This window comes from Fodinicola acaciae (assembly GCF_010993745.1).
GTDB lineage: Bacteria > Actinomycetota > Actinomycetes > Mycobacteriales > HKI-0501 > Fodinicola > Fodinicola acaciae.
Genome location: NZ_WOTN01000003.1, coordinates 15060 through 40817, shown reverse-complemented (window position 1 = coordinate 40817; position 25758 = coordinate 15060). Strand labels below are relative to the sequence as shown.

The following is a 25758-nucleotide window of genomic DNA, read 5'->3' as shown; positions in this document are numbered from 1 at the left end:
AGGACCCGCATGGACAACGCACTGCTCGACCACATCTTTGTCACGGTGGACACCGAAACGTACGAACGTGCCCGCGATTCCGCATTTCTGCGGGAAAACTACGCGCGGGTCAAGGTCAAGGAGGCGCGCAGCAACCTCAGCGGCAAATACGGCAGCGTCTGCGTCGCCGGCACCAACACACTTTTCGAACTGTTCGACGCGGCGGTGCCGCCACTGCCGGGGATCAGCGGTGGTGTCGTGCTCTCGTACGAGCAGGAAGCCGCGCTGGACGACGTTTACCAGCGGCTGCTCGACGCCGGCGTGACCGAGGTTGAGCAGCGGCGCGTCGAGCGCACCGTCGAAGGTGACCTCACGTTGCCGTGGTATCGGCTGGTGCGGCCGAATCTGGGGGAGAACAGTCCGGTGACGCTGATGTTCGTCGCGGTTTCACCGGTCTACTACGAACATATCGGCGCGCTTCCGGAGGCGGACGGCCGGCGTACCCGCCGTGGCTATCTGGATGCCGTGCTGGGGGCCGAAAACTCGGCCGGCAAGGCGCTGGCCGACATCGGCGCGGTGACCCTGCGGGTCCGCGCCGAGCGCGCCAAGCGCATCATCGGCACGCTCGAGACGATCGGATTCCAGCCATCGCGGGAAAACGGCGAGCAGGTCTTGGCCGGCACGGACGTGGCGATCCGGATCGTGGTCGACGACGGAGCACCGGAAGGCGTGGTGGCGATGGGTGCCGAGCTTCGTCAGCCGTGGAAGGGTGACCCGTTGACACTCGGCGCCGGCTGCGCGCTCGGGCCGGACGGGTGGTCGTTTAGCCCCTATCGGTGGGAAAACTAGGTGGCGACCGAACACACAGCGGTCGGTGCCGACCGGCCGGAGGTCCGCGGCCTGACCCTGCTCGAGGGGTTGCTCGCTGGCCGGCCGGAGGAGATCGCCGTTCGCGGCGAGGACGGCGAGCTGACATACGCTGCGCTTGCGGTGCGTGTCAACCAACTCGCGCACCAGCTGCGAGCGGTGGGGGCTGGCCCGCAGGCATACGTGGCGATCCGGTTGCCGCGTTCGCTCGATCTGGTGGTGGCCATTCTCGGCGTGCTCGCGGCCGGTGCCGCGTACGTGCCGGTGGATCCGGAGTATCCGGCCGAACGGATCCGCTATCTGCTCGCCGACTGCGGCGCCGGGATCCTGATCAGTGACCGGCCCGCCGACGGCGTTGTCGTCGTACGTCCGGACGACCCGGCGATTTCCGGCCAGTCCAAGGAAAAACCGCTCGTGCGGGTGCGGCCCGGCGATGCCGCGTACGTCATCTATACGTCCGGCTCGACCGGTCTGCCCAAGGGCGTCGTCGTCGAGCACGCCGCCATCGCCGGCCATCTGCGCTGGATGCAGGAGACTTTTCGGCTGGACAGCGGCGATCGCGTGCTGCAGAAGACGACGGCGAGCTTCGACGTGTCGGTCTGGGAGTTCCTCTGGCCACTGATGGCCGGCGCGCGGCTGGTGCTGGCCCGGCCCGGCGGACAGCGGGATCCCCGCTACCTGGCCGAAACCATCGTCGCCGAGGACATCACCACCGTCCATTTCGTGCCGTCGATGCTGCGGGCATTTCTGGATGACCCGGCTGCCGGTCGATGTGGCGGCCTGCGCCGCGTACTGTGCAGCGGCGAGGCGTTGCCGGCCCCTCTGGCCGCCGACTGCGACCGGATTTTGCAGGTATCACCGGACAATCTCTACGGTCCGACCGAGGCCGCGATCGATGTCACGTGGTGGCCGTACGAACGCGGCGCGGTCGAGGTGCCGATCGGCCGCCCGGTGTGGAACACCGAGGTCCTCGTCCTCGACGACGACCTGCGGCCGGCCGAGTCCGGCGAGCTTTTCCTGGCCGGCGCCCAACTCGCCCGCGGCTACCACGACCGCCCCGGGTTGACCGCCGATCGCTTTCGGCCCCACCCGACGCGGGCCGGCGAGCGGATGTACGCGACCGGCGACCTGGTCCGCTGGCGGCCGGACGGCACGCTGGCCTACCTTGGCCGGACCGACCAGCAGGTGAAACTGCACGGCTTCCGGATCGAGCTCGGCGAGGTGGAGGCAGCACTGCTCGCCCATCCAGGTGTGGCCGAGGCGGCCGTCGTCCTGCGCGAGGACCGGCTGGCGGCGTACGTCGTGCCATCCAGCGAGCGAGCGGCCGCGGTCCGTCGTCTCCTCGCCTTTGACGATGAACAGACCAGGGTCGAGCTGCCGGGTGGGATGACGGCTTTCGTCGCCAACCGCGCCGAAGCCGACTTCATGGTCGAGGAGATCTTCACCGACCGGGTGTACGCCGACGGCGGCATCCGGTTGCCGCAGGACGCGTGTGTGTTCGACGTCGGTGCCAACGCGGGCCTGTTTTCGTTGTTCGTGGCGCAGAACTGCCCGCGAGCCCGGATTTTCGCGTTCGAGCCGATGCCACCGCTGGTCGAGTTGCTGCGGCGCAACCTGGCCGTCCACGGCGTGACCGCCGAGGTTTTCCCGTACGCGTTGGGAGAAGTGGACGGGACCGCGACGTTCTCCTACTATCCGCACGCCACCGTGCTGTCCGGCCGGTATGCCGATCCGCGGGCCGAGGCCGGCGTCGTACGTTCGCTGGTTTCCGGGCAGTTGGCCGAAAACCTGGCCGACGGCGTGATCGACGACCTGCTGTCCGACCGGTTGCGGACCGAGACCTACGAGTGCGCCGTGCGCACATTGAGCGACGTCATCGCCGACAGCGGTGTGGAGCATATTGACCTGCTGAAGATCGACGTGGAGAAGGCCGAGCTGGATGTGCTCGCCGGTCTCAAAGAAGACGACTTCGCACGGATCGACCAACTCGTGGTCGAGGTGCACGACACCGGCGGCCGGCTGGCCGCGGTGACGAATTTGCTGACCAGACAGGGCTATCGGACTGTCGCCAAACGCGATCCTCAGCTGGCCGGCACCGACCTCCACAACGTCTACGCCACCCGGCTCCCGGCCACCGAACTGCCGCAGAGCGGGGAAAACGACTCCGGCTGGCACAGCGGCGACCAGCTGCTCGCCGATGTCCGCGCGGCGCTGAGGCAGACACTGCCGGCGCACCTGGTGCCAACCGCCTGGACCCTGCTGGAGCGGCTTCCGGTCACCACCAACGGAAAGTTGGATCGTGCCGCACTGCCGATGCCGAATGCGCGCAGCAGCACGCCGTACGTGCCACCGCGTACCGAGACGGAAAAGACGCTCTGCCAGGTGTGGAAGGCGTTGCTCGGAGCGGAAAAGGTCGGCGTCGACGACGACTTCTTCGATCTGGGCGGAAACTCGCTCGCGGTGGCTCGGCTGGTGTCGCGGGTACGCGCGGCCTTCGGCGTGGAGTTGCCGGCGAAAGCGGTGTTCGAGGCAAGGACAGTGGGGCGGCTGGTCGCCGAGATTGCCGCGGCGGGCCGGCCCACGATCCCGCCGATCCGGCCTACCGACCGCACCGGTCCGATGCCGCTTTCGCTGCCACAGCAACGAGTCTGGTTCCTGGAACAGTTGGTGCCCGGAAACCTCGCGTACAACGCGCAGGTCACCATCCGGCTGACCGGCGCGCTGGACGTCGATGCGCTGCGCCGGACGCTGACCGAGATCGTTCGCCGGCACGAAATCTTCCGTACGAGGTTTCGGGAGGTCGACGGGGTCGGCGTGGCTCAGGTCGTGCCGCCGCTGCCGGTCGACCTGCCGGTGATCGAGGTCGGCGCGACAGAGTCGGAAAGTCTCGTCGCCGCCGCCGTACGGACCTCCTTCGACCTGAGCAAGCCGCCGCTGGCGAGATGGACGCTGCTCAGACACGGCGAGACCGATCACACGCTCGTGCAGGTCGAGCATCACTTCGTCCACGACGGCTGGTCGCTGGCCCGGCTGCTTGGCGAGCTGACCGCGATCTATCCGGCGTACGCGGGTGGACGGGCCAGCCCGCTGCCGGAGCCGACGATCCAGTACGGCGATTTCACCGCGTGGCAACGCGACTGGATGCGTGGCGAGGTGTTGGAGCGGCATCTTGGCTTCTGGGCCGGAAAACTGGCCGGCGCGCCGGCGACATTGGAGCTGCCGACCGACCGGCCCCGGCCGGCGCGGCAGAGTTTCCGTGGTGACGCCATCCAACTGCCGGTGCCGCCGGAGCTGGTGAAGCGACTACGGACGTTCGCGCACACCAACGAGGTGACGCTTTTCAGCGTCATGCTGGCCGGTTTCTCCGCACTGCTGAAGCGATACACCGGACAGGACGACGTCGTCGTCGGCACCGGCATCGCCAACCGCCGGTTGGCCGAGACCGAACAACTGCTCGGCATGGTGGTCAACACCCTGCCGCTGCGACTGGATGTCGCCGGTGCCGCCGGAATCGCCGAGCTGGCCCGCCGGGCCCGGGATGTCACGGTCGAGGCGGATGCCTGGCAGGACCTGCCGCTGGACCGGCTGGTCGACCGGTTGAAGATCGCCCGCGACCCGTCCCGCAACCCGCTTTTCGGCGTCATGTTCAGCTTTCACGACTCGCCGATCCCCGACCTGCGGTTTGGCGGCCTGGCCGGTGAGCTGACATATCGGCACAACGGCTCGGCGAAGACCGACATCAACGTCGTAGCGATCCCCGCCGGCGCGGACGGCATCACCCTGATTTGGGAATATGCCACCGATCTGTTCGATCGCGCGACCGCGCGACGGATGGTCGATCACTACTTTGCCTTGCTCGGCGCGGCATTGAGCGAGCCCGACCGGCCGGTCGATCTGGTGCCGATGCTCGCCGCGGACGACGAAGAGCGGTTGGTGCGGGCGGTCAACCGTACGGCCAAACCGTATCCGCAGGACGCGACCATCGCGGAGATATTTGCTCGGCAGGTGGCCAAAAACCCGTCGGCGGTCGCTGTCCGGCATCGGCAGGTGCAGCTCACGTATGCCGAGCTGGATGCGCGCTCGGAGGCAGTCGCCAGCCAGTTGCAGGCCTACGGTGTGGGCCGCGACATGCCAGTGGCGGTCCTGCTGCGACCCGGTCCGGAGTTCGTCGTCGGCCTGCTCGGCGCGCTGAAAGCCGGCGGCGCGTACGTGCCGATCAATCCGGCCAATCCACCGGACCGGATCCGCTGGATGCTGGCGGACTCGGGTGCACGGGCCGTGGTCACCGACCGGACGTTGGCGAAGAAGGTCGACGGCCTGCCGATCGTCTTTCCTGACGCGGAAATGCTGCGGCCGATCGCCCCAGTGGCGCATCCGCGCGGTCTCGCGTACGTCATCTACACCTCGGGTTCGACCGGCCGGCCGAAGGGGGTGATGGTCGAACAGCGGTCCGTTCTGCGCCTGATCTTCGGTCAGGACTACATCGATTTCGGTCCGCACCAACGAATCTCGCAGGCTCTCGACCCGTCCTTCGACGGCAGCACCTTCGAGTTCTGGAGTCCATTGCTGCACGGCGGCTGCCTGTGCGTGATCGACCCCGAAGTGGTGCAGAGCCCAGCCGAGTTCGCCGCCGAGCTGCGTCGGCTGGCGGTCACGACGACGCTGTTGACGACCGCGCTTTTCAACGAGGTGGTCGCGACCGCGCCCGACGCTTTCGACGGCATGCACGCGGTGCTGTTCGGTGGCGAGGCGGCCAGCCCGGAGCGGTTGCGAACTTTGCTGGCACGGCAGCACAAACCCGATCGGATAGTGAACTACTTCGGTCCGACCGAGGCGACCACCTGCACGAACGCGGCACGCATCGACGAGGTCGCGGCCGGGGTGACGACAGTGCCGATCGGGTCGCCGATCGCCAACACGACCGCGTACGTGATGGACCGGGCCGGAAAGCCGGTCGGCGGCGGAATTCCCGGGGAACTGTATGTGGGCGGCCCCGGTGTCGCGCGCGGTTATGTCGGCAAACCGGGGTTGACGGCGGACCGGTTCGTACCGGATCCGTACGCGGACGGCGGCCGCCTCTACCGCACCGGCGATCTGGTGCGCTGGCGGTCCGACGGTGAGCTGGAATTTCTGGGCCGGGTCGACGAACAGGTGAAGATCCGCGGTTTCCGGGTCGAGCCGGGCGAGGTCGCCGCGATGCTGACCGAGCACCCCGCCGTCGCGGAGGCAGCAGTGGTGGTGGATGGCGACGGCGATCGCCGGCTGGTCGCGTACGTCGTGGCCAAGGAAACCGCCGGACTGCGGGAGTTTCTGGTGCAACGGCTGCCGGTTTACCTCGTGCCGGCGGCGATAGTACGGCTGGACAGCATGCCGCTGACCCCGCACGGCAAGGTCGACCGGCAAGCGCTGCCGGCCGCGCCACCGGCGCGGATCGCCGAGGCGACCGCACCGCGCACCGAAACCGAGCGCCGGATCGCCGACATGTGTGCTTCCTTGCTCGGCGTCGAAACCGTCGGCGTGTTCACCGACTTCTACGCCGCCGGCGGTCACTCGCTGCTGGCGAGCAGGTTGGTGGCACAGGTGAACGCGGCTTTCGGCGTCCGCGTACGGCTCGGTGAGTTCCTGCTCCGGCCACGGATCGCCGACCTGGCCACCGCGGTCGGATCGGCCACGCGGGATGCGGCGCCGGCGCCACATCGGCAGGAGTTGCGGGATCTGCTCGACAATCTCGACGAACTGTCCGACGAGCAGGTCGAGGAACTGCTGCGGGAGGAACAGCTGTGAGCGACCGGAGAAAGCTGCTCGCCGCGCGCCTGCGGGCCCAGTTGGCCGAGCCGACTCATCCGCTTTCCTATCCGCAGCAACGACTCTGGTTTCTGGACCAGCTGGCGCCGGAAGCCGCGGTCTACAACGTGCCGCTGGACTATCAGATCGACGGGCCGCTGGATGTCGTCGCGCTGACCGATGCGCTGAATGCCGTCATCGCCCGGCACGACATCCTGCGTACGGTCTATCGCGGCAAAGACGGTGTGCCGGAACAAGTGGTGCGTGCCGTCCAGCCGATCGAGTTGCCGGTGGTCGACCTGTCCGGCCAGCCGGAGTCGGCGGCCGAGGAACATGCGACACAGGCCGCGGCATCGCCGTTCGACCTGGAAAAGGATCCGGTGCTGCGAGCGACCCTGTTACGGCTTGCGCCGCAACGACATCGCCTTTTGTTGACGGTGCACCACATCGCCTGCGACGGGCCGTCGTTGGAGGTGCTTGGCCGGGAGATCAGTGCGCTGTATCGCGGTGAGACCCTGCCGGAGCTGGCGGTCCAGTACGGCGATTTCGCGCGCCTGGTGGGAGAATTCGACCAGTCGGTCGGCTACTGGCGGCGCCGTCTGGACAATGTCGAGGACATTCCGGCGCTGCCGACCGACCGGCCGCGCCCGCCCGTCGCGACCTATCGAGGCCAAGCCATCTCTTTCGAGATTCCGGCGGTGGACGCGATTGCCCGGCAGACCGGCACGACCAGATTCACCGTTCTGCTTGCCGCCTTCGCGGTCCTGCTCGGCCGCTACACCGGCGGCGACGAGGTCGTGGTCGGCACGCCGGTGGCCAACCGTGACCGGGTCGAGTTCGAGCCGCTGATCGGATATTTCGCCAACACCCTCGTGCTCCGGTTGGCCACCGAAGGCGGCACTTTCGCCGATCTGGTGCAGAAAACCGGCGACCTCGTACGGCAGGCCCTGGCGCACGCCGACGTGCCGTTCGAGCTGTTGGTGGACCGGCTGCATCCTGGACGGGACCTGTCTCGCAACCCGCTTTTCGGCGTGTTGTTCAGCTATCGCGACGACGACTCGACCGGGTGGTCGTTGCCGGGCTGCCGCGTACGCGCCAGGGCGGGCGATTCCGGCACGGCCAAGGTCGACCTGAGCCTGAGCATCGCCGCGGACCGGGCCAGGCTGGAGTTCAGCACCGACCTGTTCGACCGGGAAACCGCCGTACGGCTGGCAGAACAGTATGTCACCGTGGTCACTGCGGCGATCGCGGCGCCGGACACCTTGGTGAGCGAGCTGCCGGTGTTGCCGGCCACCGAAGTCGCGGACCTGCTTGCCGCCGGCACGGGTGCTCCGATCGGGCCGCTCGCCCCCCTTCACGACCAGATCGCGCGGCAGGCGGCGGCCACGCCGGATGCTTTCGCGGTGACGTCAGGGGATCGGCGGCTCACGTACGCGGAACTGGACTGTGCCGCGGAAAAGCTGGCGCGGCGGTTGGCGGGCGCCGGCGCTGGTCCCGGCACGGTTGTCGGCATTCTGCTCGACCGCTCTGTCGATCTGCCGATCGCGCTGCTCGGCGTACTGAGAGCCGGGGCCGCGTATCTGCCGCTGGATCCGGCATATCCGGCGGACCGGCTGGCGATGGTCGCCGAGGATGCCGCGGTGCCGCTGGTGGTCAGCGGCGGCCGGCTGCTGCGTCGCGCGGCGCGGTTGGCGACAGTCATAGATGTGGCCGATGCGGGCGAAACGTCGGCGACACCGCGTCCGTCCACATTGGACGACGCGGCCTACCTGATCTACACCTCCGGCTCGACCGGCCGGCCGAAGGGCGTGGCGGTCACGCACCGAAACCTGGCGTCCTTCGCTGCTGGCATGGACGATCTGCTCGGCGCCGACGACCCGGGCGTGTGGCTCGCCCTGACCAGCATGTCCTTCGACATCTCGATTCTGGAGCTGTTGTGGACGTTGGCGCGCGGGTTCGAGGTGGTCGTACGTGCCACCGAGCCAACGCGTGGCCAGCGTGAGCCGGTCCGGCCGGTGGACTTCAGCCTGTTCTACTTCGGCAACGCCGCCGACGGTGCGAGCGCGGATCCCGATCCCTACCGGCTGCTCCGCGAGGGCGCGACGTTCGCCGACCGCAATGGATTCACCGCGGTGTGGACACCGGAACGCCACTTCCATCGGTTTGGCGGTCTTTACCCGAATCCTTCGGTCATCGGTGGCATGCTGGCGGGAATAACGGAGAACATCGCGATTCGCGCCGGCAGCGTCGTGCTGCCGCTGCACGATCCGTTGCGGGTGGCCGAGGAATGGTCGCTGGTCGACAACCTGTCCGGTGGCCGGGTCGGCATTTCCTTTGCCTCCGGCTGGAATCCGCGCGACTTCGTGCTCGCGCCGGATGCGTACGAGGACCGCAAGGACGTCATGCTGCGCGGCATCGAGGAGGTCCGCAGGCTTTGGCGCGGCGAAACGGTCCGGCGGGGTGACACCGAGGTTGGCACGTATCCGCGTCCGGTGCAGCCGGAGCTGCCGGTGTGGGTGACCAGTGCGCGGCATCCGGACACCTTCAGGCTCGCCGGCGAGCTCGGCGCCGGGCTGCTCACCCACCTGCTCGGGCACGGAATCGACGAGCTTGCGGACAAGATCGAGATCTATCGCAAGGCGTGGGCCGGGGCGGGACATCCCGGCGAGGGCCGCGTCGCCGTCATGGTGCACACGTTCGTCGGCCCGTCGACGCAGAAAGCGCGTGGACCGCTCGCCGACTACCTGAGGACGTCGTGGGACCTGCTGTCGGGATTTTCCGGCGCGCAGGGGGATCTGCGGTCGTTGCCGGCCGCCGAGCTGGACGCGCTGGTCGACCGTGCGGTGGGCCGTTTCACCGAGACCGCCGCGTTGATCGGTACGCCGGAAAAGGTCGCCGACACGGTGGCGGGACTCGCGGCGATCGGCGTCGACGAGGTCGCCTGCCTGATCGATTTCGGCTTGGCCGCGGATGATGTGCTTGCCGGCCTGGAAAGCCTCGCCGAGGTGCCGGCACTGCTGGCGCAACGCACCGAGGAGCCGGTGTCGGACCAGCTGGGCCGCCATCGGGTGACGCACCTGCAATGTACGCCGACGCTGGCCCGGATGCTCTGCGCCGATCCACGGACCGCAGTGGCTTTGCGACCGCTGCAACGGTTGCTGGTCGGTGGCGAGGCGCTGCCGGCCGACCTTGCCGACGCGCTGGTGTCCACAGTGGACGGATCGGTGCACAACATGTACGGCCCGACCGAGGCCACCATCTGGGCCACCACCGGCAGCTCCGCCGCTATCGGCCGGCCGCTCGCCGGAGTTTCCACCTATGTGGTCGATTCCCGGCTGCGCCTGGTGCCGACCGGGGCGCCAGGTGAGCTGCTGATCGGTGGCCCGTACGTGGCGGCCGGCTATCGTGGCCAGCCCGGCCTGACCGCTTCCCGGTTCGTCCCCGATCCGTTTTCCGGCGAACCGGGTGGACGGTTGTATCGCACCGGCGACCGGGTGCGGTGGCACGACGGCGAGCTGGAGTTTCTGGGCCGCCTTGACGATCAGGTGAAGTTGCACGGATATCGCATCGAGCTCGGCGAAATCGAGGCCGCGCTCCAGGCGCATCCGGCGATTTCGGCCGGTGCGGCGGGAATCCGCGGTGAGCAGCTGGTGGTGTGGTATGTGGGAGCGGCGGAGCCGGACGAGCTGCGTACGCATCTGACCGCGTTTCTGCCGGCCGCGATGGTGCCGTCGCGCTATGTCCGGCTGGACCAGTTGCCGCGTACGCCGAACGGCAAGCTGGACCGGGGTGCGTTGCCAGATCGCAAGCAGGTCGCGCGCACGAGCCCGGTCGAGCCGGAAAGCGAGCGCGAGCGGCTGGTCGCCGCCGTCTGGTGCGACGTACTCGGTGTCGACCACGTCGGCGGCGCCGACAGTTTCTTCGATATCGGTGGAAATTCGCTGCTGGCCGTGCGGGTGCGCGCGCGGCTGGTGGAGCAGCACGGGCTGGCGGTCTCGTTGGTCGACATTTTCCGCTATCCGACGGTACGCGCGCTGGCCGCCGCTCTCGGATCCTCGGCGCCGGCCCTTCGCGTCGAGTCGGATCGCCGAAACGCCGCGGTGCGTGCCGGCGCGGCGCGGCGCAACGCGGCACGCGCCTCAGCGCGGGAGTTGCCGTGAGCGACGACCAGCTCGAACCGATCGCGGTGATCGGCACCGCCGCCCGGGTCCCCGGTGCGGCGACAGTGCGACAGTTCTGGGAAAACCTGCGTGACGGCGTCGAGTCGATCTCGCGGTTCGACCCGGCCGAGTTGGTCGCGGCGGGCGTCGACCCACGGATGGTCGCCGATCCGGACTTCGTGCCGGTCAGCGGGGCCGTCGATGGTGCCGACCTGTTCGACGCGGAGTTTTTCGGCTTCAGCCCTAGCGAGGCCGCGCTGCTGGATCCCCAGCACCGGCTGTTTCTGGAGTGTGCCTGGGAAGCTTTGGAGGATGCCGGCCACGACCCGGCGCGGTTCGACGGCGCTATCGGCGTTTACGCCGGCAGCTTCATGAACAAATACCTGCCGATCAACCTCTACACCAACGAGCGGTTCATGAGCTCGGCGGCCGCGTACTTCGCGCGCAACTACAACGACAAGGACTTCCTGGCCGGCCGGGTGGCATATCTGTTCGACCTGCGCGGACCGGCGGTGACCGTGCAGACCGCGTGCTCGACGTCGCTGGTGGCGACCCACCTTGCCTGCCAGGCCCTGCTGAACTACGAATGCGATGCCGCCCTGGTCGGTGGGGTGGCCGTCAATGTGCCGCTGAAAAGCGGATATCCGAAGGTGGATGGTGGTTTGTTGGCGCCGGACGGCCATTGCCGGCCGTTCGACGCGCATGCCGGTGGCACCGTGCCGGGCTTTGGTTGTGCGGTGGTGATGTTACGGCGGCTGTCGGACGCGATCGCCGATCGCGACGACATCCGCGCGGTCATCCGCGGCACGGCGATCAACAACGACGGAGCCGCAAAGGTCAGCTTCACCGCGCCGAACGTCCGCGCGCAGGCCGAGGTCATCGCGACCGCGCAGGCGGTCGCCGGAGTCTCGGCCGACAGCATCGGATACCTGGAGGCGCACGGCACGGCCACGCCGATGGGAGACCCGATCGAGGTGGCCGCGCTCACCGACGCGTTCCGGGTTTCTACCGACCGGCGCGGTTTCTGTGCGCTCGGCTCGGTCAAGGCGAACATCGGACACCTTGACGCCGCCGCCGGGGTGGCCGGCCTGTTGCGAGCGGTTTTGGCTCTGCGCAACAAGACACTGCCACCGGTGGTCAACTTCCGATCGCCCAATCCGCAGCTCAACCTGGACGAGTCGCCGTTCTACGTGCCGACCTCGGCGCTCGCCTGGCCCGCCGGTGACGCGGCCCGCCGCGCCGGCGTCAGTTCTTTCGGCGTCGGTGGCACGAACGCCCACGTCGTCCTTGAGGAGGCGCCGCCGGCCCAGGTCAGGCGGCCAGCCGAGCAGCCGTGGCAGCTGCTGCCGATTTCCGCGCGCACCAACGCATCCGTCACCGCGTCGGCGAGCCGGCTGGCCGACGCCGTGGCGGACCTGCGGGACACCGCGTACACACTGCAGGTCGGCCGGCGTGGGTTCGACCGGCGTGCCTACGTCGTGGCCGGCGACGCAGTCGAGGCCGCGGATCTGTTGCGGTCACTGGGAAGACCGCGGGTCGTGCCGTCCGACCGCAGTCGGGTCGTTTTCTGTTTCCCCGGTGGTGGCAGCCAACATCCGGACATGGCGTGGGAGATCTATCGGCATCAACCGGTTTTCGCGTCCGAGGTGGACCGATGCGCCGAGTTGTTGCGGCCGATGCTCGGCGCCGACATCCGCGGATTCCTTTTCCCATCGGCGTTCTCGGCCGTGCTGCGGGACGACCCGCCGGTCGTCCTCGCCGGGATCTTCGCCGTCGAGTACGCCCTCGCGAAGCTGTGGATGTCGTGGGGGATCGAGCCGGCCGCGCTGCTCGGTCACAGCCTCGGCGAGTACGCGGCGGCCTGCCTGGCCGGTGTTTTCCGGCTGCCGGACGCATTGGACCTGACCGTGCGGCGCGGCGAACTGTTCGCCGCGATGCCGGCCGGCCGCATGCTGTCCGTTGCGCTTTCCGAGGCGCAGCTGCGATCCCGGCTGGACGACCGGTTGTCGGTCGCGGCGGTGAACGCCCCGGAGCTGACGCTGGTTTCCGGCCCGCGGCTGGACATCGAGCGACTCGCCGGCAAGCTGGCAGCCGACGGCGTCGACAGCCGGCTCGTGCACATCGACGTGGCCAGCCACTCGTGGATGGTCGAGCCCTATCTCGCCGATTTCGAGGCGGCAGTGGGAAAGTACGCGCTGGCAGCGCCGGCCGTTCCGGTGCTGTCCGGTGTTACCGGCCGCTGGCTGACGGCCGAGGAAGCGACCTCTCCGGCGTACTGGGCCGGGCATCTGCGGCAGCCCGTACGTTTTGCCGACTGTGTCAGGGAAGCGACGCGGACACCGGGTGCGGTGATGCTCGAGGTCGGACCGGGACAGACGCTGACCTCGCTGATCGGTGCGCAGCGGTTGGCGCCGCCGCCGGTGGCGGTCGCGTCCCTGCCGCGCGCCACCGATCCCCAGCCGGCGTTGAAATTCCTGCTCGGATCGCTCGGCCGGCTCTGGCAGGCCGGCGTCGAACCGGACTGGGAGGCTGTGCACGGTGATCCGCTGCCGCGCCGCGTACCGCTGCCGACCTACGCGTTTCAACGCCGCCGGCACTGGATCCCACCCGGCCGGCTGGTCGCTTCCGCACCTGCTGACGACGAGGTCGTGGACGAGCCCGCCGAGGCTGGTGACGAGTACGAGCCACCCGTCGGTCGCCACGAGACTGCCGTCGCTCGGCTGTGGCAGGAGCTGCTGGGACAGGAAAAACTCGACCGCTATGACGATTTCGCCGCGTTGGGTGGACATTCCCTGCTGGCGGCGCAGTTTGTCAAGCGACTGCGTGCGGACGAGGGCTGGTCGTTGACTGTACGCGACGTGTTCGCGCATCCCACGGTCGCCGAACTCGGCGGTCTGCTGGCCCGGCGATCGGCTGGCGAGGCCGAGCCGCGCCCGGCCGTCGATCTCGTCGCCGAGGCCGTCCTCGATCCGTCGATAGTGCCGGCCGCGCCGGTGCGTAGCGGACCACCCGGTGCGGTTTTGCTGACCGGCGCGACCGGATTTCTCGGCACTTTTCTCTGCGCCGAGTTGCTGGCACAGACCGACGCTGTCGTGCACTGCCTCGTACGCGCACCGGACGCGGCCGCCGGCCACGAGCGGATTTTGGCGCGGTTGGCCGACTCCGGGCTCCCGGTGCCCGATGCCGACCGGATCGTGGCGGTCCCCGGTGATCTGGCTGTGCCGGCGTTTGGATTGCCGACTGAGGCTTATGACGCGTTGGGCAGGCGTGTCGACGCGATCTATCACTGCGGTGCCTGGGTGAACTTCGTACGACCGTATCGTGCGTTGAAGGCCGCCAACGTGCTCGGCACGCAGGAAATCCTGCGGATGGCGGCCAAACACGGCACCCCGGTGCATCACGTGTCGACACTCGCGGTGCTCGCGGGCGGAGTCGTCGGTGGCGCCGATGAACTGTCCGAGGACGGGCCGCTGCCGCCGCCGGTCGGGCACGACACGGCGTACAGCGAAAGCAAGTGGGTCGCCGAAAAACTGGTGCGCATCGCGGCCGAGCGCGGTGTGCCGGCATCGGTCTATCGTCCCGGCGTCGTGCTGGGGGACAGCCGCACCGGAGTGTCCAATGTGGACGACTACATGACCGCGATGGTGACCGGATGCGTCCGGCTGGGCCTCGCGCCGCTGCGCCACTATCCCCAGTCGGTGGCCTCCGTCGATGACGTTGCCAGGGTCATCGTCGCGATTTCGCTGCGTACGCCAGCAAACGGCGCCACCTTCCATCCACTGGATCCGCGACCGTTGCCGTGGAACGAGCTTTTCGACCACGTGCGTGCCGCCGGCTATCCGGTGCGCAGTGTGCCGTTCGACGAGTGGCGGCAGATGTTGGCGCAGCGGCTGGAAGCCGGCGACGACAACGCGCTGGAGCCACTGGCCGGCAACCTGTCCGCGGCGACCGGCGACCGGCGGATGCCGCGTTTCGGCACCGAGAACGTCGACGCGGCGCTGGCCGGCGAGCTGCCGAGGCCGGTGCTGGACGACCGCTATTTCCGTACTGTCCTGGACTATTTCACCCGCCGCGGCTGGCTGCCGCCGCCGAACCGATCGGATGACACACCATGACGGCTGACACCGCGGCCGCTCCGGCGCAGGTCGACACCAAGAGGTTCCCGGTTTTCCTGACGATCTGGGCCGGTCAGTTCGTGTCGCTGATCGGGTCGGAGCTGACCGCGTACGCGCTCGGTGTGTGGGCCTATCAGCGGACCGGCTCGGCGACCGCGTTCACCCTGATCATGGTGTTCGCGCAGCTTCCGATCGTGCTGCTGGCACCGATCATGGGTGCGTACGTGGACAGGTGGGACCGCCGGCGGACGCTCATCGGCGCGAACGCGCTCGCCGCCGCGGCGGTCGGTACGCTCGCGTTGCTGGTGTTGACCGGCCATTTCCAACTGTGGTTCATCTATCCAACGATCGGCCTGGTCGCGGTCGCCAACGCGCTGCACTGGCCGGCCTTCGCCACACTGCCGCCGCTGACCGTGCCGAAAAAGCACATGGCCCGCGCGGCCGGCATGGTCGAACTTTCCAGCGCGGTGGCCAAAACGATCGCACCGTCGCTGGCGACGCTGCTGGTCGGACTGTTCGCGCTTGCCGGCGTGCTGCTCAGTGACATGACCTCGTTCCTCATCGCGATCGCCGCGCTGCTGGTCGTACGGATCGTGACGCCGGAACGCAAAAACCCGAAGAAGTCGTCGATCCGCGCCGACATCCGGGAGGGCTGGACATATCTGACCGACCGGCCGGGGCTCGTCCGGCTCCTGCTGTTTTTCCTGGTGAACAACCTTTTCGTGGTATTTCCGCTGGTGCTCGCGGTGCCGTTGGTGGCATCGTTCGCGACCGGTGGCGTGCTGGCGGCCATCATGTCGGCCAGCGCCGCCGGGCTGATCGCCGGCGGTGTGGTGATGAGTGTGTGGGGTGGGCCCAAAACGAAGGTCTACGGTGTGATCGGCGCCGGCGCTGTCCTCGGTCTTTCGTCGCTCGTCGCGGGTCTGCGGCCCGCGCCCGTGTTGGTCGCCGTCGCACTCTTCTGTTTTTCCTTTGCCGTACCGGTTCTCAACGGCTGCAGCCAGGCGATCTGGCAGCTGAAGGTGGCACCGCAGGTGCAGGGCCGGATTTTCGCGTTACGGCGTACCGTCGCGACGGCTACCGCGCCGGTCGGATTTCTCGCCTCGGGTCCGCTGGCCGACTATGTGTTCGAACCGCTGATGCGCACCGGCGGGCCGCTGGCCGGCACCGTCGGCCAGATTCTGGGCGCCGGACATGGTCGGGGGATCGGCCTGGAGTTCGTCGTCTTCGGGCTGGCCTGCGTCGCCGTCGCGATCTGGGGCGTCTCTTCGCGCCGGCTCACCCACCTGGAGACCGACCTCCCGGACGAGACCGGCACCGGCTGACCGCGGTGTGGTTGACTGCGGTGCTGTGGCCAAACAACCAGCGGGCCCGGGCGGGCTCGTCATCGTCGACAAGCCTGGCGGGATGACCTCGCACGACGTGGTGAGCCGGATCCGCCGGCTGGCGCACACGCGCCGCGTCGGTCACGCCGGCACGCTCGACCCGATGGCGACCGGCGTACTCGTGCTCGGCGTGGAGAAGGCGACCCGGCTGCTCGGCCATCTGACCCTGACGGAGAAGGCGTACGACGCGACCATCCGGCTCGGCGAGTCGACGATCACCGACGACGCCGAGGGTGAGGTCGTCACCTCGGCCGACGCCTCCGGTGCCTCGTTGGACGCCGTACGAGCCCAGATGTCGGTGCTGACCGGTGACATCATGCAGGTGCCGTCGGCGGTGAGCGCCATCAAGATCGACGGCCAGCGGTCGTACGCGCGCGTCCGCTCCGGTGAGGACGTGTCACTGCCGGCTCGGCCCGTGACGGTGTTTTCGTTCGAGCTGCTGGCATCGCGTGTGGTCGGATCGTGTTTTGACCTGGACGTCAGCGTTCGCTGCTCGTCGGGCACGTACATCCGTGCGCTGGCGCGCGATCTCGGAGCCGCGCTGGGAGTCGGCGGCCATTTGACGGCATTGCGACGTACGGCCGTGGGTGCTTTCACCCTGAAACAGGCCGTGCCGTTGGACGATCTTCTTGAGGCAGGCGAAAATCCGGTGTCCGTGCCGCTCGCCGACGCGGCCGCGCAGACGTTCGTACGACGTGATCTGGACGCGGAGGACGCTGAGCACGTGCTGCATGGTCGCTTCCTGACCGCGTCCGGTGGGGCCGAGCCGGTCGCCGTGTTCGGGCCGGACGGGCGGTTTTTGGCCCTGGTGCAGGATAAGGGTGGCAAGGCGCGACCGGTCGCAGTGTTCGCTGAAACCGTGTAATGGTAATGCCTGTCTTGGTGGGTGGGTTTCTGTGTGCTGAGTGGCGAAGTGGTGCGTCGTCCCTTGTTGCGTCGAGGAGGTGGTTGCGTCTTCCCTTTGTTGCGTTGGGAAAGTGGCCGGGTCTCTTGGTTGTTCCGTGGGTGGGTGGTTGGGTTTTCGCCTGCGCGGCGGGCGCTCCTGCGCGGAGGGCGACCTCAAGGGAGGGGCGCGGGAACGCCAATCGGTGTGCATGAGCGGTGCGGGCGGCGGTTGTGGGCGGGGCTGGGTTTTCCGGGCACGCCAGGTCACGTGTGGGAAGCAACCCGTCGGCGTGGGCGCCAAACGATCGTGCTGTGGCGGGTGACTTAACAAGACATCAAACCGGACATTTATTGCAAAGGCGCAGTCACAACAGCATTATCAGCCTCAGTAGCCACACCCGTCACAGCCTCAGGCGATCGCGGACGCGTGAAAGCCTTGTTTCTTGCGTCCAGCGCTAGTAACTCGAGATGCACACCATCTGCGAACTTCACAAGGGGGACATTTAGCGCTACCCATGTTCATGGATCTCACATGGTGGACCATCTCGCTACCTAGCGGACACCGGGGCACCGCAGCGGCTCAGTCCGCGAAACCTGCCTGGTATGCGGCGAAGTCCTTGCGCTGACGAATCAGGTCCGGCGTTTCCTCGACGAACACGTGCGAGAAGATGTTGTCGGCGGACGGATCTGGCAGGCCGAGGCAGGCGGATCGGATCTCGGCAGAAAAGTCGTCCGCGTCAGTGTCCACAGTGGACAACCATGCCTCGTCGGCCCAGCCCTGGTTGAGCAGGAACGTGCGCGTACGCGCCAACGGGTCGCGCCCGGCCCACACCGATTCCTCGGAGGAGTCGCGATAGCGGCGGGGGTCGTCGGCGGTGGTGTGCGGGCCGAGGCGATACGTGACGGCCTCGACCAGCACCGGTCCGGCGCCCGTACGCGCGCACTCGACGGCGGCGCTGACGGCGGAGTGTACGGCCAGTGGGTCGTTGCCGTCGACGCGGAGGCCGGGGAAGCCGAAGCCGTCGGCGCGCCGCGCGAGTGGTTGCGTGGACTGCGAACGCACCGGCACGGAGATCGCGTATTGGTTGTTCTGCACGAAAAACACTACCGGCGCGGACTGCGCGGCGGCCCACACGAAAGCCTCGTTGGCGTCGCCCTGGCTGGTCGCGCCATCGCCGATGCAGGCCAGCACCACCTCGTCGGCGCCGTCGCGCTGGATGCCCATGCCATAGCCGACCGCGTGCAGCAGCTGCGCCGACAGCACCACCGTGTAGATCTGGAAGCGGTGCTTGTGCGAGTCCCAGCCGGCGTGCCCGACGCCGCGGAACATGTGCAGAAACTCCGACACCGGCACGGACCGGGCGATCGCCGCGGTGTGCTCGCGGTAGGTCGGGAAGACCATGTCGGTGTCGCGTACGGCCCGGATCGCGCCGGCCTGCGCGCCTTCCTGGCCGAGGCTGGGGATCCACATGCACAGCTCGCCCTGCCGCTGCAGCGCGGTCGCCTCGTGGTCGAGCCGGCGGGCCAGCACCATGTCGCGATAGACCGTACGCGCGAGCGCCGGGTCGGGAGTGAGCAGATGAGCGGCAGCTCCGGTGAGCGTGCCATCCGCGGCCACCATCGCCGGTGCGTCGGCGGCGTGACCGAGGGTGATCCATTCGTTCAGCGAGTCGATCGGATGCGTCGCTGACACGGGAACGTCGAAAGAGATGGACACGGCTGCTCCTCCCGCGACCGGGGTGCTGGCCGCGTTCCGGGGTGGACGACACCCCGCCGGCTTGTGGCCATGGGGTGCTGCGCTCACCATCTGGACGTTGTCGCTCATCTTAGGTTCGACGCTAGCCAGCGGCCAATGTCGGCGCAGTTGCGTGTTTCTACAAAAAGCCGCGGCCGATTCTGGCTGACCCGCTGGGCCTGAACGACGGTTAGGAACGCGACCGCAGCGCGCTGGTGACCAGATTGCGAAACGCCAGGCCACCGGAGGTCTTCGGGACGAGCAGGCCAGCGGCGATCCGGAAGCCGCGCTGACGGGAGCTGGCCAGCCGGCGGTGTTTCGCCTCGTACGCGCGCAGAGCCGTGCCGACCTCGTTGCTGGCCAACGCCTCGGCGAGGGTGGTCGCACCGACCATCGCCAGGCTGGAGCCGTCGCCGAACAACGACACGCACGACGCCGCGTCGCCGATCAGCGTCACGCGGCCGCGCGACCAGGCCGGCAGCCGCACCTGACTGACCGAGTCGAAGTAGAGGTCGTCGGCGGCGCGCACCTGCGCGGTCAGGTCCGGCAGCTCGGGCACCCGCCAGTCCTCGGTCGCGTACGCGTCGACCACGACCTGCCGCGGGTCGCGGCCGTCGACGGCCGGACCGCGGAAGATGAAACCGGCACCGGCGTTGCCGCGTACGGGGTGGACCGCCAGCGACCGGCCCGGCCGGTTGTACATCACCACGGCCGACGGGTCGGCCGCCGGCCGGCCGAAGGACAGCGTGGCGATGTAGAGGCCGAGGTGGCGGACAAACCGCTCCTCCGGCCCGAAGGCCAGCGCTCGTACGGCCGAGTGCAGGCCGTCCGCCCCGACGACCAGGTCAAACCGGCGCGGCGCGGCTCGCTCGAAGGTCACGTCGACACCGTGGTCGTCCTGCCGCAGGGTGGTGATCCGGTCGCCGAAGATCAGCTCGGTGTCGTCGCGGGCTGCCTCGGTCAGGATCGTCGCGAGGTCGGCTCGTGGCACCTCCACGTCGTCACCGCTCGGCCGGCCGAGCCGCAGCGGTCCGATCCGGCGTCCCGACGCGGTGACGAACGCCAGCTCGGGTGCCCGCGTCGCGGCCTCGCGCAGCCGCGGCAGGATCCCCATCCGCCGCGCGATCTCGGTGGCCGGGCCGTGCACGTCCACCGGGTTGCCGCTGGAGCGCAGCCCCGCCGCGCGCTCCACCACGGTCGGCCGGAAGCCGTGGCGCGCCAGCCAGTAAGCCAGCGTCGAACCGGCGATGCCGGCTCCGCTGATCAGCACCGTACGCATGTCGACAGCGTATCCGCACTCAGTGCAGATTTGCAATGAATGCAGATCGGCACTGGTTGCGATAGGCTGCGCGCATGGCCACCCTGCGTGAACGCAAGCGGCGACGCACTCGCCAGGCGATCGTCGACGCCGCGGTCGAGCTGTTCGAGCGCGATGGCTATGACGGCACGACGATCGCCGACATCGCCGCGGCCGCGGACATCGGCACGCGGACGTTTTTCAGCTATTTCGCCAGCAAGGAAGAGGTGTTGTTCCCGGATGCCGACGGCCGGGTCGAGGCCGCGCTCGCGGCGATCGCCGACCACGCGCCGGACGAGCGGCCGGCCGACGTGCTGCTCCGCGCGCTGCGCAGCCTGAACGGTCCTGACGACATGGTCGGCCGGGTCACCGCGCTGCGGCTCCGGCTGGTGCGTACGGTCCCGGCCGTACGCGGTCGCGGTCTGCAGATCCAGCTGGAGGCGCAGCAGAAGATCGCGCAGGCCCTGCAGCCGGCGTTTCCTGACGACCTCGACGAGGTGTCAGCCGCCGCGCTGGTTGGCGCCTTCGTCGGTGCCGTGAGCGGCGCGCTCCAGGTGCTCCTCGCCAGTCCTCCGGGCGATCCGGACGAGGTCAACCGGCGGCTCTACGCGGCCACCGACCTGGCCCTGCGGCCGTGGCTCACGCCTCGCTGACCAGCCACTTCAGCGCCGTCTGCTCATCGGCCGACAGGTGGTCGGCGTAGTACTCGTAAAGCTTCTCCCGCGCCAGCCGTGCGGCCAGCGCGCCATCGCCGGCTCGTACGGCGGCCAGCGCCTGCCGATGATGGTCGAGCGTCTCCGCCATCACCGACTCCGGTTGCGGCGACTGCGCCAGCTTTCCGGCGATCATGTCCAGCACGACACCGTGTACGACCTGGCTGCAGACGACGATCAGCATGTTGCCGCTCGCGCGTGCGATCGTGTCGTGGAAGGCCAGATCGGCCTCGCTGAAGGCGGCCAGTTCGCTCGCCTGCTCCATCGCGGCCAGCGCCGCGTCCATCTCGGCCAGCTGTTCGTCCGTACGCATCCGCGCGGCCAGCAGGTAGGCCGGGCCCTCCAGCATGATCCGGAACTGCAGCAGCTCGGCGAGGCTGAGCTGGTCGAGCTGGGCCAGTCGGCTCATCGACTTTCGCAGGCCGGCGGGGGAGTACGGCAACACCAGCGGTCCGTGCGGGTCGCCGGGCCGTGAGCGTACGAGCCCGCCGCTCTCCAGCACCCGCAGCGCCTCGCGGACAGTCGATCGGCTGACGCCGAACTGCGCCATCAGCTCCCGCTCGCTCGGCAGCCGCTCGCCGGGCTTCAGCGCGCCGGTCAACATCGCCTGTTCGACCTGCTCCACGACCCGCTGGTAGGCGCGTACCGGCTCGACTGCCTGGAATCGCACTTTGTTCGTGGCGGCCATCACGTTAGTGTACTGGTCGGACCAGTGAACCGAAGGAGCGCCGATGACGCCACCCTCGACTCAACGGCTCGATGTGCAGATCCCGGTCGACGCCGACGGCGTCGTCGCCTTCACGCGTGACCTCGTCCGGCTGCGTACGGTCAACGAGCCCGGTTTCGGCGAGGCGCCGGCCGCCGGGCTGGTCGCCGCGAAGATGCGCGAGTTTGGCTGGGATCCGGTCGTCACCGAGCCGGCGCCCGGCCGGCCGAACGTGGTCGCCACCATCACCGGCGACGGACCCGGCCGGACGCTGCTGTTCGAAGGCCACACCGATGTCGTCACGGAAGGCTCGCTGGACGGCTGGACGGTCGATCCGTACGGCGGCGAGATCCGCGACGGCCGGCTCTACGGTCGTGGTGCCGCGGACATGAAATCCGGTGTGGCGGCGATGCTTTACGGCGTACGCGCGTTGCAGCTGGCCGGCGGATTTTCCGGCACTGTCAAGGTGTGTGCGCTCGCCGACGAGGAAGGCATGATGATCGGCGTCCACCACCTGGTCGACAGCGGCGTGGTGTCAGATGTGGACGGTGCGATCGTCTGCGAGCCGGAGGGCGGCGAGATCTGTCCGGTGTCCAAAGGCGCCATGCGGTTCCGGGTCACCTTCACCGGCACGATGGCGCACGGCGCGATGCCGCAGCACGCGCGCAACCCGATCCCGGCGGCCGCGGATTTCCTGCGCGTACTCGATCATTTGCAGGCCGATTTCACCGCACGGCACGGATCGCATCCGCATCTGGGTCCGACGTACGTGACGCCGACCGTGTTGAACGCCGGTGATCTGGACCAGATCAACGTCATCCCGGCCTCCGCCACGGTCGCCGCGGACATCCGCACGATTCCCGGCGTCGACCACGAAGAGTTGGTCGTACGACTGACCGATCACGCCGAGCGGATCGCCAGCGAGCGCCAGCTGCGCGCGTCGGTGACGGTGCCGGTCAACCGGCCGCCGGTCGACACACCGGTGGACGCTCTGGTGGTCGCGTCCTTGGCTCGCGCGCATGCCGCGGTGACCGGCACGGAGCCGGTTTTCGGTGGTGTGCCGGGGACCACCGACGGCACGATTTTGACCGTACGCGCCGGGATTCCGACGGTCGTCTATGGTCCCGGCGGCAAGTGGATCCCGCACCAGGCCGACGAGTTCGTGGAGCTCGCCGACATCGTCTCGGCCGCGCGGGTTTACGCGGTCGCAGCGCGAGAGTTCCTGAGCTCATGAGTTTCCCGAGCGGACTGCCGATCGGTGCCGGCTGGGTCGAGACCGACTCGGCGTCGGTGCGTTTTCCGTACGACGGCAGTGAAATCGGCACCGCGCCGGTTGCCACGGTCGAGCTGGCGCACGCGGCGATCGATGCCGCGGTGGCCGTGCGGCCGGAGGTTGCCGCGCTGCCGTCGCGGGTACGCCGGCAGGCGTTGCTGGCCGTACGCGACGAGCTGGCCGCGCGTCGCGGTGACTTCGAATCGTTGCTGGTGCTGGAAACCGGCAAGCCGCTGGTCGACTGCCGGGTGGAGGTCGCGCGTACGCTCGTGACGCTGGAGGCGGCCGCCGAGGAGGTGGCGCGGCTGCACGGCGAGACAGTGCCGCTCGACCTGCTGCCGTCCGGCGACGGCCTGATCGGCTTCTGGACACGGCGGCCGATCGGTGTGGTGGTGGGGATCGCCGGCTTCAACTACCCGCTTTTGCTGGCAGCGCACAAAATCGCGCCGGCGCTGGCCGCCGGCTGTCCGATCGTGGTGAAGCCGGCGCCGCAGACACCGCTCGCGACGCTGTGGCTCGTGCAGCTTTTCCGGCAGGCACTGGAATCCGTGCCGGCGGCCGTGCAGCTGGTGACCGGCGACGCGGCCGTCGGATCGGCGCTGGTGACCGATCCGCGGATCGGTGCCGTGTCGTTCACCGGCTCGGCCGCGGTCGGTCATCGGATCGCGAAGGACGCGGCTCCGCGGAAAGTGTTGCTGGAGCTCGGATCCAACGCCGCTCTGGTCGTCGCGGCCGACGCCGATCTCGACGCGGCAGTCGACGCCGTGCTGCGCGGTGGCTATTACGCCTCCGGGCAGGCCTGCATTTCGGTGCAGCGGATCCTCGCCGACGAGTCGATCGTTGATCGGTTCGTCGAGCTTTTGGCAGCGCGGCTGACGGAAGTCGTGGTCGGCGACCCGCGCGACGAGCGTACGCGCGTGTCGGCGCTGATCGACCCGGCCTCGACCGACCGTGTGTTGTCGTGGATCGGCGAGGCTTCGGCCGCTGGCGCTCAGGTCGTCGCCGGCGGCGGCCGTGCCGGCCGGTCGATCGAGCCGACCGTACTCGTCGGCACCGCCGACGGGGTGGCCGCCTGGGACGAGGAGATCTTCGGACCAGTCGTGTCGGTGCGGAGGTTTTCGTCGCTCGCCGAGGCATGGAAGACCGTGAACGCGTCGCGTTATGGCTTGCACGCCTCGGTTTTCACGCGGTCGCTGGCCACCGCTTTCGAGGCCATCGAAACGCTCGAGGTCGGTGGCGTGATCGTCAACGAGGTGCCAGGTTTTCGGTCCGACACCATGCCCTACGGCGGCGTCAAGGACTCCGGCGTCGGCCGCGAGGGGCCCCGGTTTGCCATCGAGGAGCTGACCGTCACTCGCATGGCGGTCATCCGGCCGTCGTAGAGGGGAGTGTCCACAGTGGACTATGTCGATCTCTTCCGGCTGGACGGCCGGCACGCCCTGGTGATCGGCGGCGGCAGCGGCATCGGCCGCGAGTCGGCGCGCGCTTTGGCCGCGCACGGCGCGAAAGTCACCGTCGCCGACAAGGATCTGTCGGCCGCGACCGAGACCGCGCGACCGATCTCCGCCGACGCCTACGAGCTTGACGTGTTGGACGCCGCCGCGATCAGCACCGCCGCCAGCTCACTGCGGCCGGACATCCTCGTCTTCACCGCCGCCACCAACGTGCGGAAGCGGCTTTTGGCCTACACCACCGAGGAATACCAGCGGGTCGTCGACCTCAACCTGCGTGCGACCTTCGAGCTGATCCGCGCGTTTGGCGCCGGCATGGTCGAGCGCGAGCGCGGCAGCATCATCGGCTTTTCCTCCATCCGCGGCACGGTTGTCGAGCCAGGGCAGGGTGTCTACGCGGCGACCAAGGCCGGTTTGGTGCAGCTGATCAAAACCGCGGCCGCCGAGTTCGGGCCGTCCGGCGTACGCGCCAACGCCGTCGCGCCCGGTGTCGTCGAGACGCCGTTGACCGCGCAGATCAAGGAAGACGCGGCCTGGTATGACGCGTACGCGGCGAAAGGAGCACTCGGCCGGTGGGCCGCGCCGTCGGAGCTGGCCGGCGCTGTCGTGTTTTTGGCCTCGGACGCGGCAAGTTTCGTGACCGGCTCGGTGCTGGCCGTCGACGGTGGCTGGACCGCCGTCGACGGCCGCTTCGACCCGCCGGCATAAAAGGCGGATTTTGTTCCCCTGCCAGGAACAAAATCCGCCGGTTGGAGAGTAGGAAACGCCGCGGTTTCACCGCACTTTCAGCGGATGTCGACGCCGAGAGCGGAGGCCAGGACGAATGCCTGGTCCGGCTCGATGGTGGCGCCCTGAAGCTTGACGTTGAACGGATCGACCGCGGACAGGTCGCTGCCGCGCAGGTCGCAACCGGACAGGTCGGCGTTGTGTAACACGGCATCGGTCAACACGAGCCGCGTCAGCGTCGCGCCGGCACATCGCGCTCCCGTCAGGTCGGCCTCGCGCATGCGTACGCCGGTGAGCGTGGCACGCCGCAGGTCGGCGCCAGGCAGGCCGGCCATCGACCAGTCGCCGCCGCGCACCTTGAGCAGGTCGAACTCGCAACGCTCGAACATGCTGCCGACCAGCTTGCAGTCGGTGAAGCTGGCGTCGAAGAAGTTGCAGCCGGTGAACGTACAGTTGAGAAAGGCCGAGTTGGTGAAGGTCGAGACGTTGAAGTCCACGTTTCGGAACACACACTCGGAAAACGTCGCGCCGTCGCCGGTCGAGTCGGTCATGTCGACGTGGCTGAACGCGATGTTCTCGTACGTCTGGCCGGAAACGTCGGCGGTGTCCCAGTCGCGGTCGTACACCGTCGAGGTCGTCTCCGGAGTCGGTACGCCAAACCTGCGCTCAGCCACGGCCGAAT

14 protein-coding genes are annotated in these 25758 nt (G+C 68.6%); 10 read left to right on the top strand and 4 right to left on the bottom strand.

All coding sequences use genetic code 11. The annotated features are described in order from the left end of the window. Positions 1-9 precede the first annotated feature (9 nt). From GNX95_RS26500 to truB, 6 genes are read left to right on the top strand one after another with little or no spacing between them, the layout of a single operon-like run. On the top strand, positions 10-828 hold the full coding sequence (locus GNX95_RS26500) for a DUF5829 family protein (protein WP_163510267.1): 819 nt from the start codon (positions 10-12) through the stop codon (positions 826-828). Continuing rightward, positions 829-6630: a non-ribosomal peptide synthetase gene (locus GNX95_RS26495; protein WP_163510266.1), complete on the top strand. Its 5802-nt coding sequence runs from the start codon at positions 829-831 to the stop codon at positions 6628-6630. Beyond that, positions 6627-10790 (top strand): MupA/Atu3671 family FMN-dependent luciferase-like monooxygenase, encoded by a 4164-nt coding sequence (locus tag GNX95_RS26490; RefSeq protein WP_163510265.1) that lies wholly within the window; start codon positions 6627-6629, stop codon positions 10788-10790. The genes GNX95_RS26495 and GNX95_RS26490 overlap by 4 nt, the downstream gene beginning before the upstream one ends. Continuing rightward, positions 10787-14905, top strand: coding sequence for a type I polyketide synthase (locus GNX95_RS26485; protein WP_163510264.1), 4119 nt, complete (start codon positions 10787-10789; stop codon positions 14903-14905). Before GNX95_RS26490 ends, GNX95_RS26485 begins: the two co-directional genes overlap by 4 nt. Continuing rightward, the gene (locus GNX95_RS43405) at positions 14902-16230 is read left to right on the top strand and encodes an MFS transporter (protein WP_163510263.1); all 1329 of its coding nucleotides are present in this window, start codon (positions 14902-14904) and stop codon (positions 16228-16230) included. Before GNX95_RS26485 ends, GNX95_RS43405 begins: the two co-directional genes overlap by 4 nt. Before the next feature lie 25 nt (positions 16231-16255). Then, positions 16256-17155: a tRNA pseudouridine(55) synthase TruB gene (gene truB, locus GNX95_RS26475; RefSeq protein WP_281356963.1), complete on the top strand. Its 900-nt coding sequence runs from the start codon at positions 16256-16258 to the stop codon at positions 17153-17155. A gap of 600 nt (positions 17156-17755) precedes the next feature. On the opposite strand, the gene GNX95_RS26470 is transcribed toward truB, so the two are convergent. Beyond that, the gene (locus GNX95_RS26470; protein ID WP_222853966.1) at positions 17756-18892 is read right to left on the bottom strand and encodes a thiamine pyrophosphate-dependent enzyme; all 1137 of its coding nucleotides are present in this window, start codon (positions 18890-18892) and stop codon (positions 17756-17758) included. A gap of 208 nt (positions 18893-19100) precedes the next feature. Beyond that, positions 19101-20189, bottom strand: coding sequence for an FAD-dependent monooxygenase (locus tag GNX95_RS26465; protein ID WP_163510261.1), 1089 nt, complete (start codon positions 20187-20189; stop codon positions 19101-19103). A gap of 74 nt (positions 20190-20263) precedes the next feature. Here GNX95_RS26465 and GNX95_RS26460 point away from each other — a divergent pair, with 74 nt between their 5' ends. Next, entirely contained in the window at positions 20264-20860 is a 597-nt protein-coding gene (locus GNX95_RS26460) for a TetR/AcrR family transcriptional regulator (RefSeq protein ID WP_163510260.1), read from the top strand. On the opposite strand, the gene GNX95_RS26455 is transcribed toward GNX95_RS26460, so the two are convergent. After that, positions 20847-21608, bottom strand: a complete 762-nt coding sequence (locus GNX95_RS26455; protein WP_222853965.1) for a FadR/GntR family transcriptional regulator — start codon at positions 21606-21608, stop codon at positions 20847-20849. The two genes, GNX95_RS26460 and GNX95_RS26455, sit on opposite strands and share 14 nt — an antisense overlap. Before the next feature lie 43 nt (positions 21609-21651). Between GNX95_RS26455 and GNX95_RS26450 the strand changes: the two genes are divergently transcribed. The 3 genes from GNX95_RS26450 to GNX95_RS26440 are packed head-to-tail and all read left to right on the top strand — an operon-like array spanning position 21652 to position 25058. Beyond that, positions 21652-22860 carry a M20 family metallopeptidase gene (locus GNX95_RS26450; protein ID WP_163510259.1) on the top strand — a complete coding sequence of 403 codons (1209 nt, stop codon included), beginning with the start codon at positions 21652-21654 and terminating at the stop codon, positions 22858-22860. Next, complete coding sequence (locus GNX95_RS26445; RefSeq protein ID WP_163510258.1) at positions 22857-24281, top strand: aldehyde dehydrogenase family protein; 1425 nt, start codon at positions 22857-22859, stop codon at positions 24279-24281. Before GNX95_RS26450 ends, GNX95_RS26445 begins: the two co-directional genes overlap by 4 nt. A 15-nt stretch (positions 24282-24296) precedes the next feature. Beyond that, complete coding sequence (locus GNX95_RS26440; RefSeq protein ID WP_163510257.1) at positions 24297-25058, top strand: SDR family NAD(P)-dependent oxidoreductase; 762 nt, start codon at positions 24297-24299, stop codon at positions 25056-25058. A gap of 77 nt (positions 25059-25135) precedes the next feature. Here GNX95_RS26440 and GNX95_RS26435 read toward each other — a convergent pair whose 3' ends face one another. After that, on the bottom strand, positions 25136-25750 hold the full coding sequence (locus GNX95_RS26435) for a pentapeptide repeat-containing protein (protein ID WP_163510256.1): 615 nt from the start codon (positions 25748-25750) through the stop codon (positions 25136-25138). Positions 25751-25758: the final 8 nt, after the last annotated feature.

Bases quoted from the DNA above. Each gene is read 5' to 3' on its own strand.
- GNX95_RS26450 (WP_163510259.1), top strand. From the start codon at position 21,652: ATGACGCCACCCTCGACTCAACGGCTCGATGTGCAGATCCCGGTCGAC.
- GNX95_RS26500 (WP_163510267.1), top strand. From the start codon at position 10: ATGGACAACGCACTGCTCGACCACATCTTTGTCACGGTGGACACCGAA.
- GNX95_RS26465 (WP_163510261.1), bottom strand. From the start codon at position 20,189: ATGCGTACGGTGCTGATCAGCGGAGCCGGCATCGCCGGTTCGACGCTG.
- GNX95_RS26460 (WP_163510260.1), top strand. From the start codon at position 20,264: ATGGCCACCCTGCGTGAACGCAAGCGGCGACGCACTCGCCAGGCGATC.
- GNX95_RS26445 (WP_163510258.1), top strand. From the start codon at position 22,857: ATGAGTTTCCCGAGCGGACTGCCGATCGGTGCCGGCTGGGTCGAGACC.
- GNX95_RS26455 (WP_222853965.1), bottom strand. From the start codon at position 21,608: ATGGCCGCCACGAACAAAGTGCGATTCCAGGCAGTCGAGCCGGTACGC.
- GNX95_RS43405 (WP_163510263.1), top strand. From the start codon at position 14,902: ATGACGGCTGACACCGCGGCCGCTCCGGCGCAGGTCGACACCAAGAGG.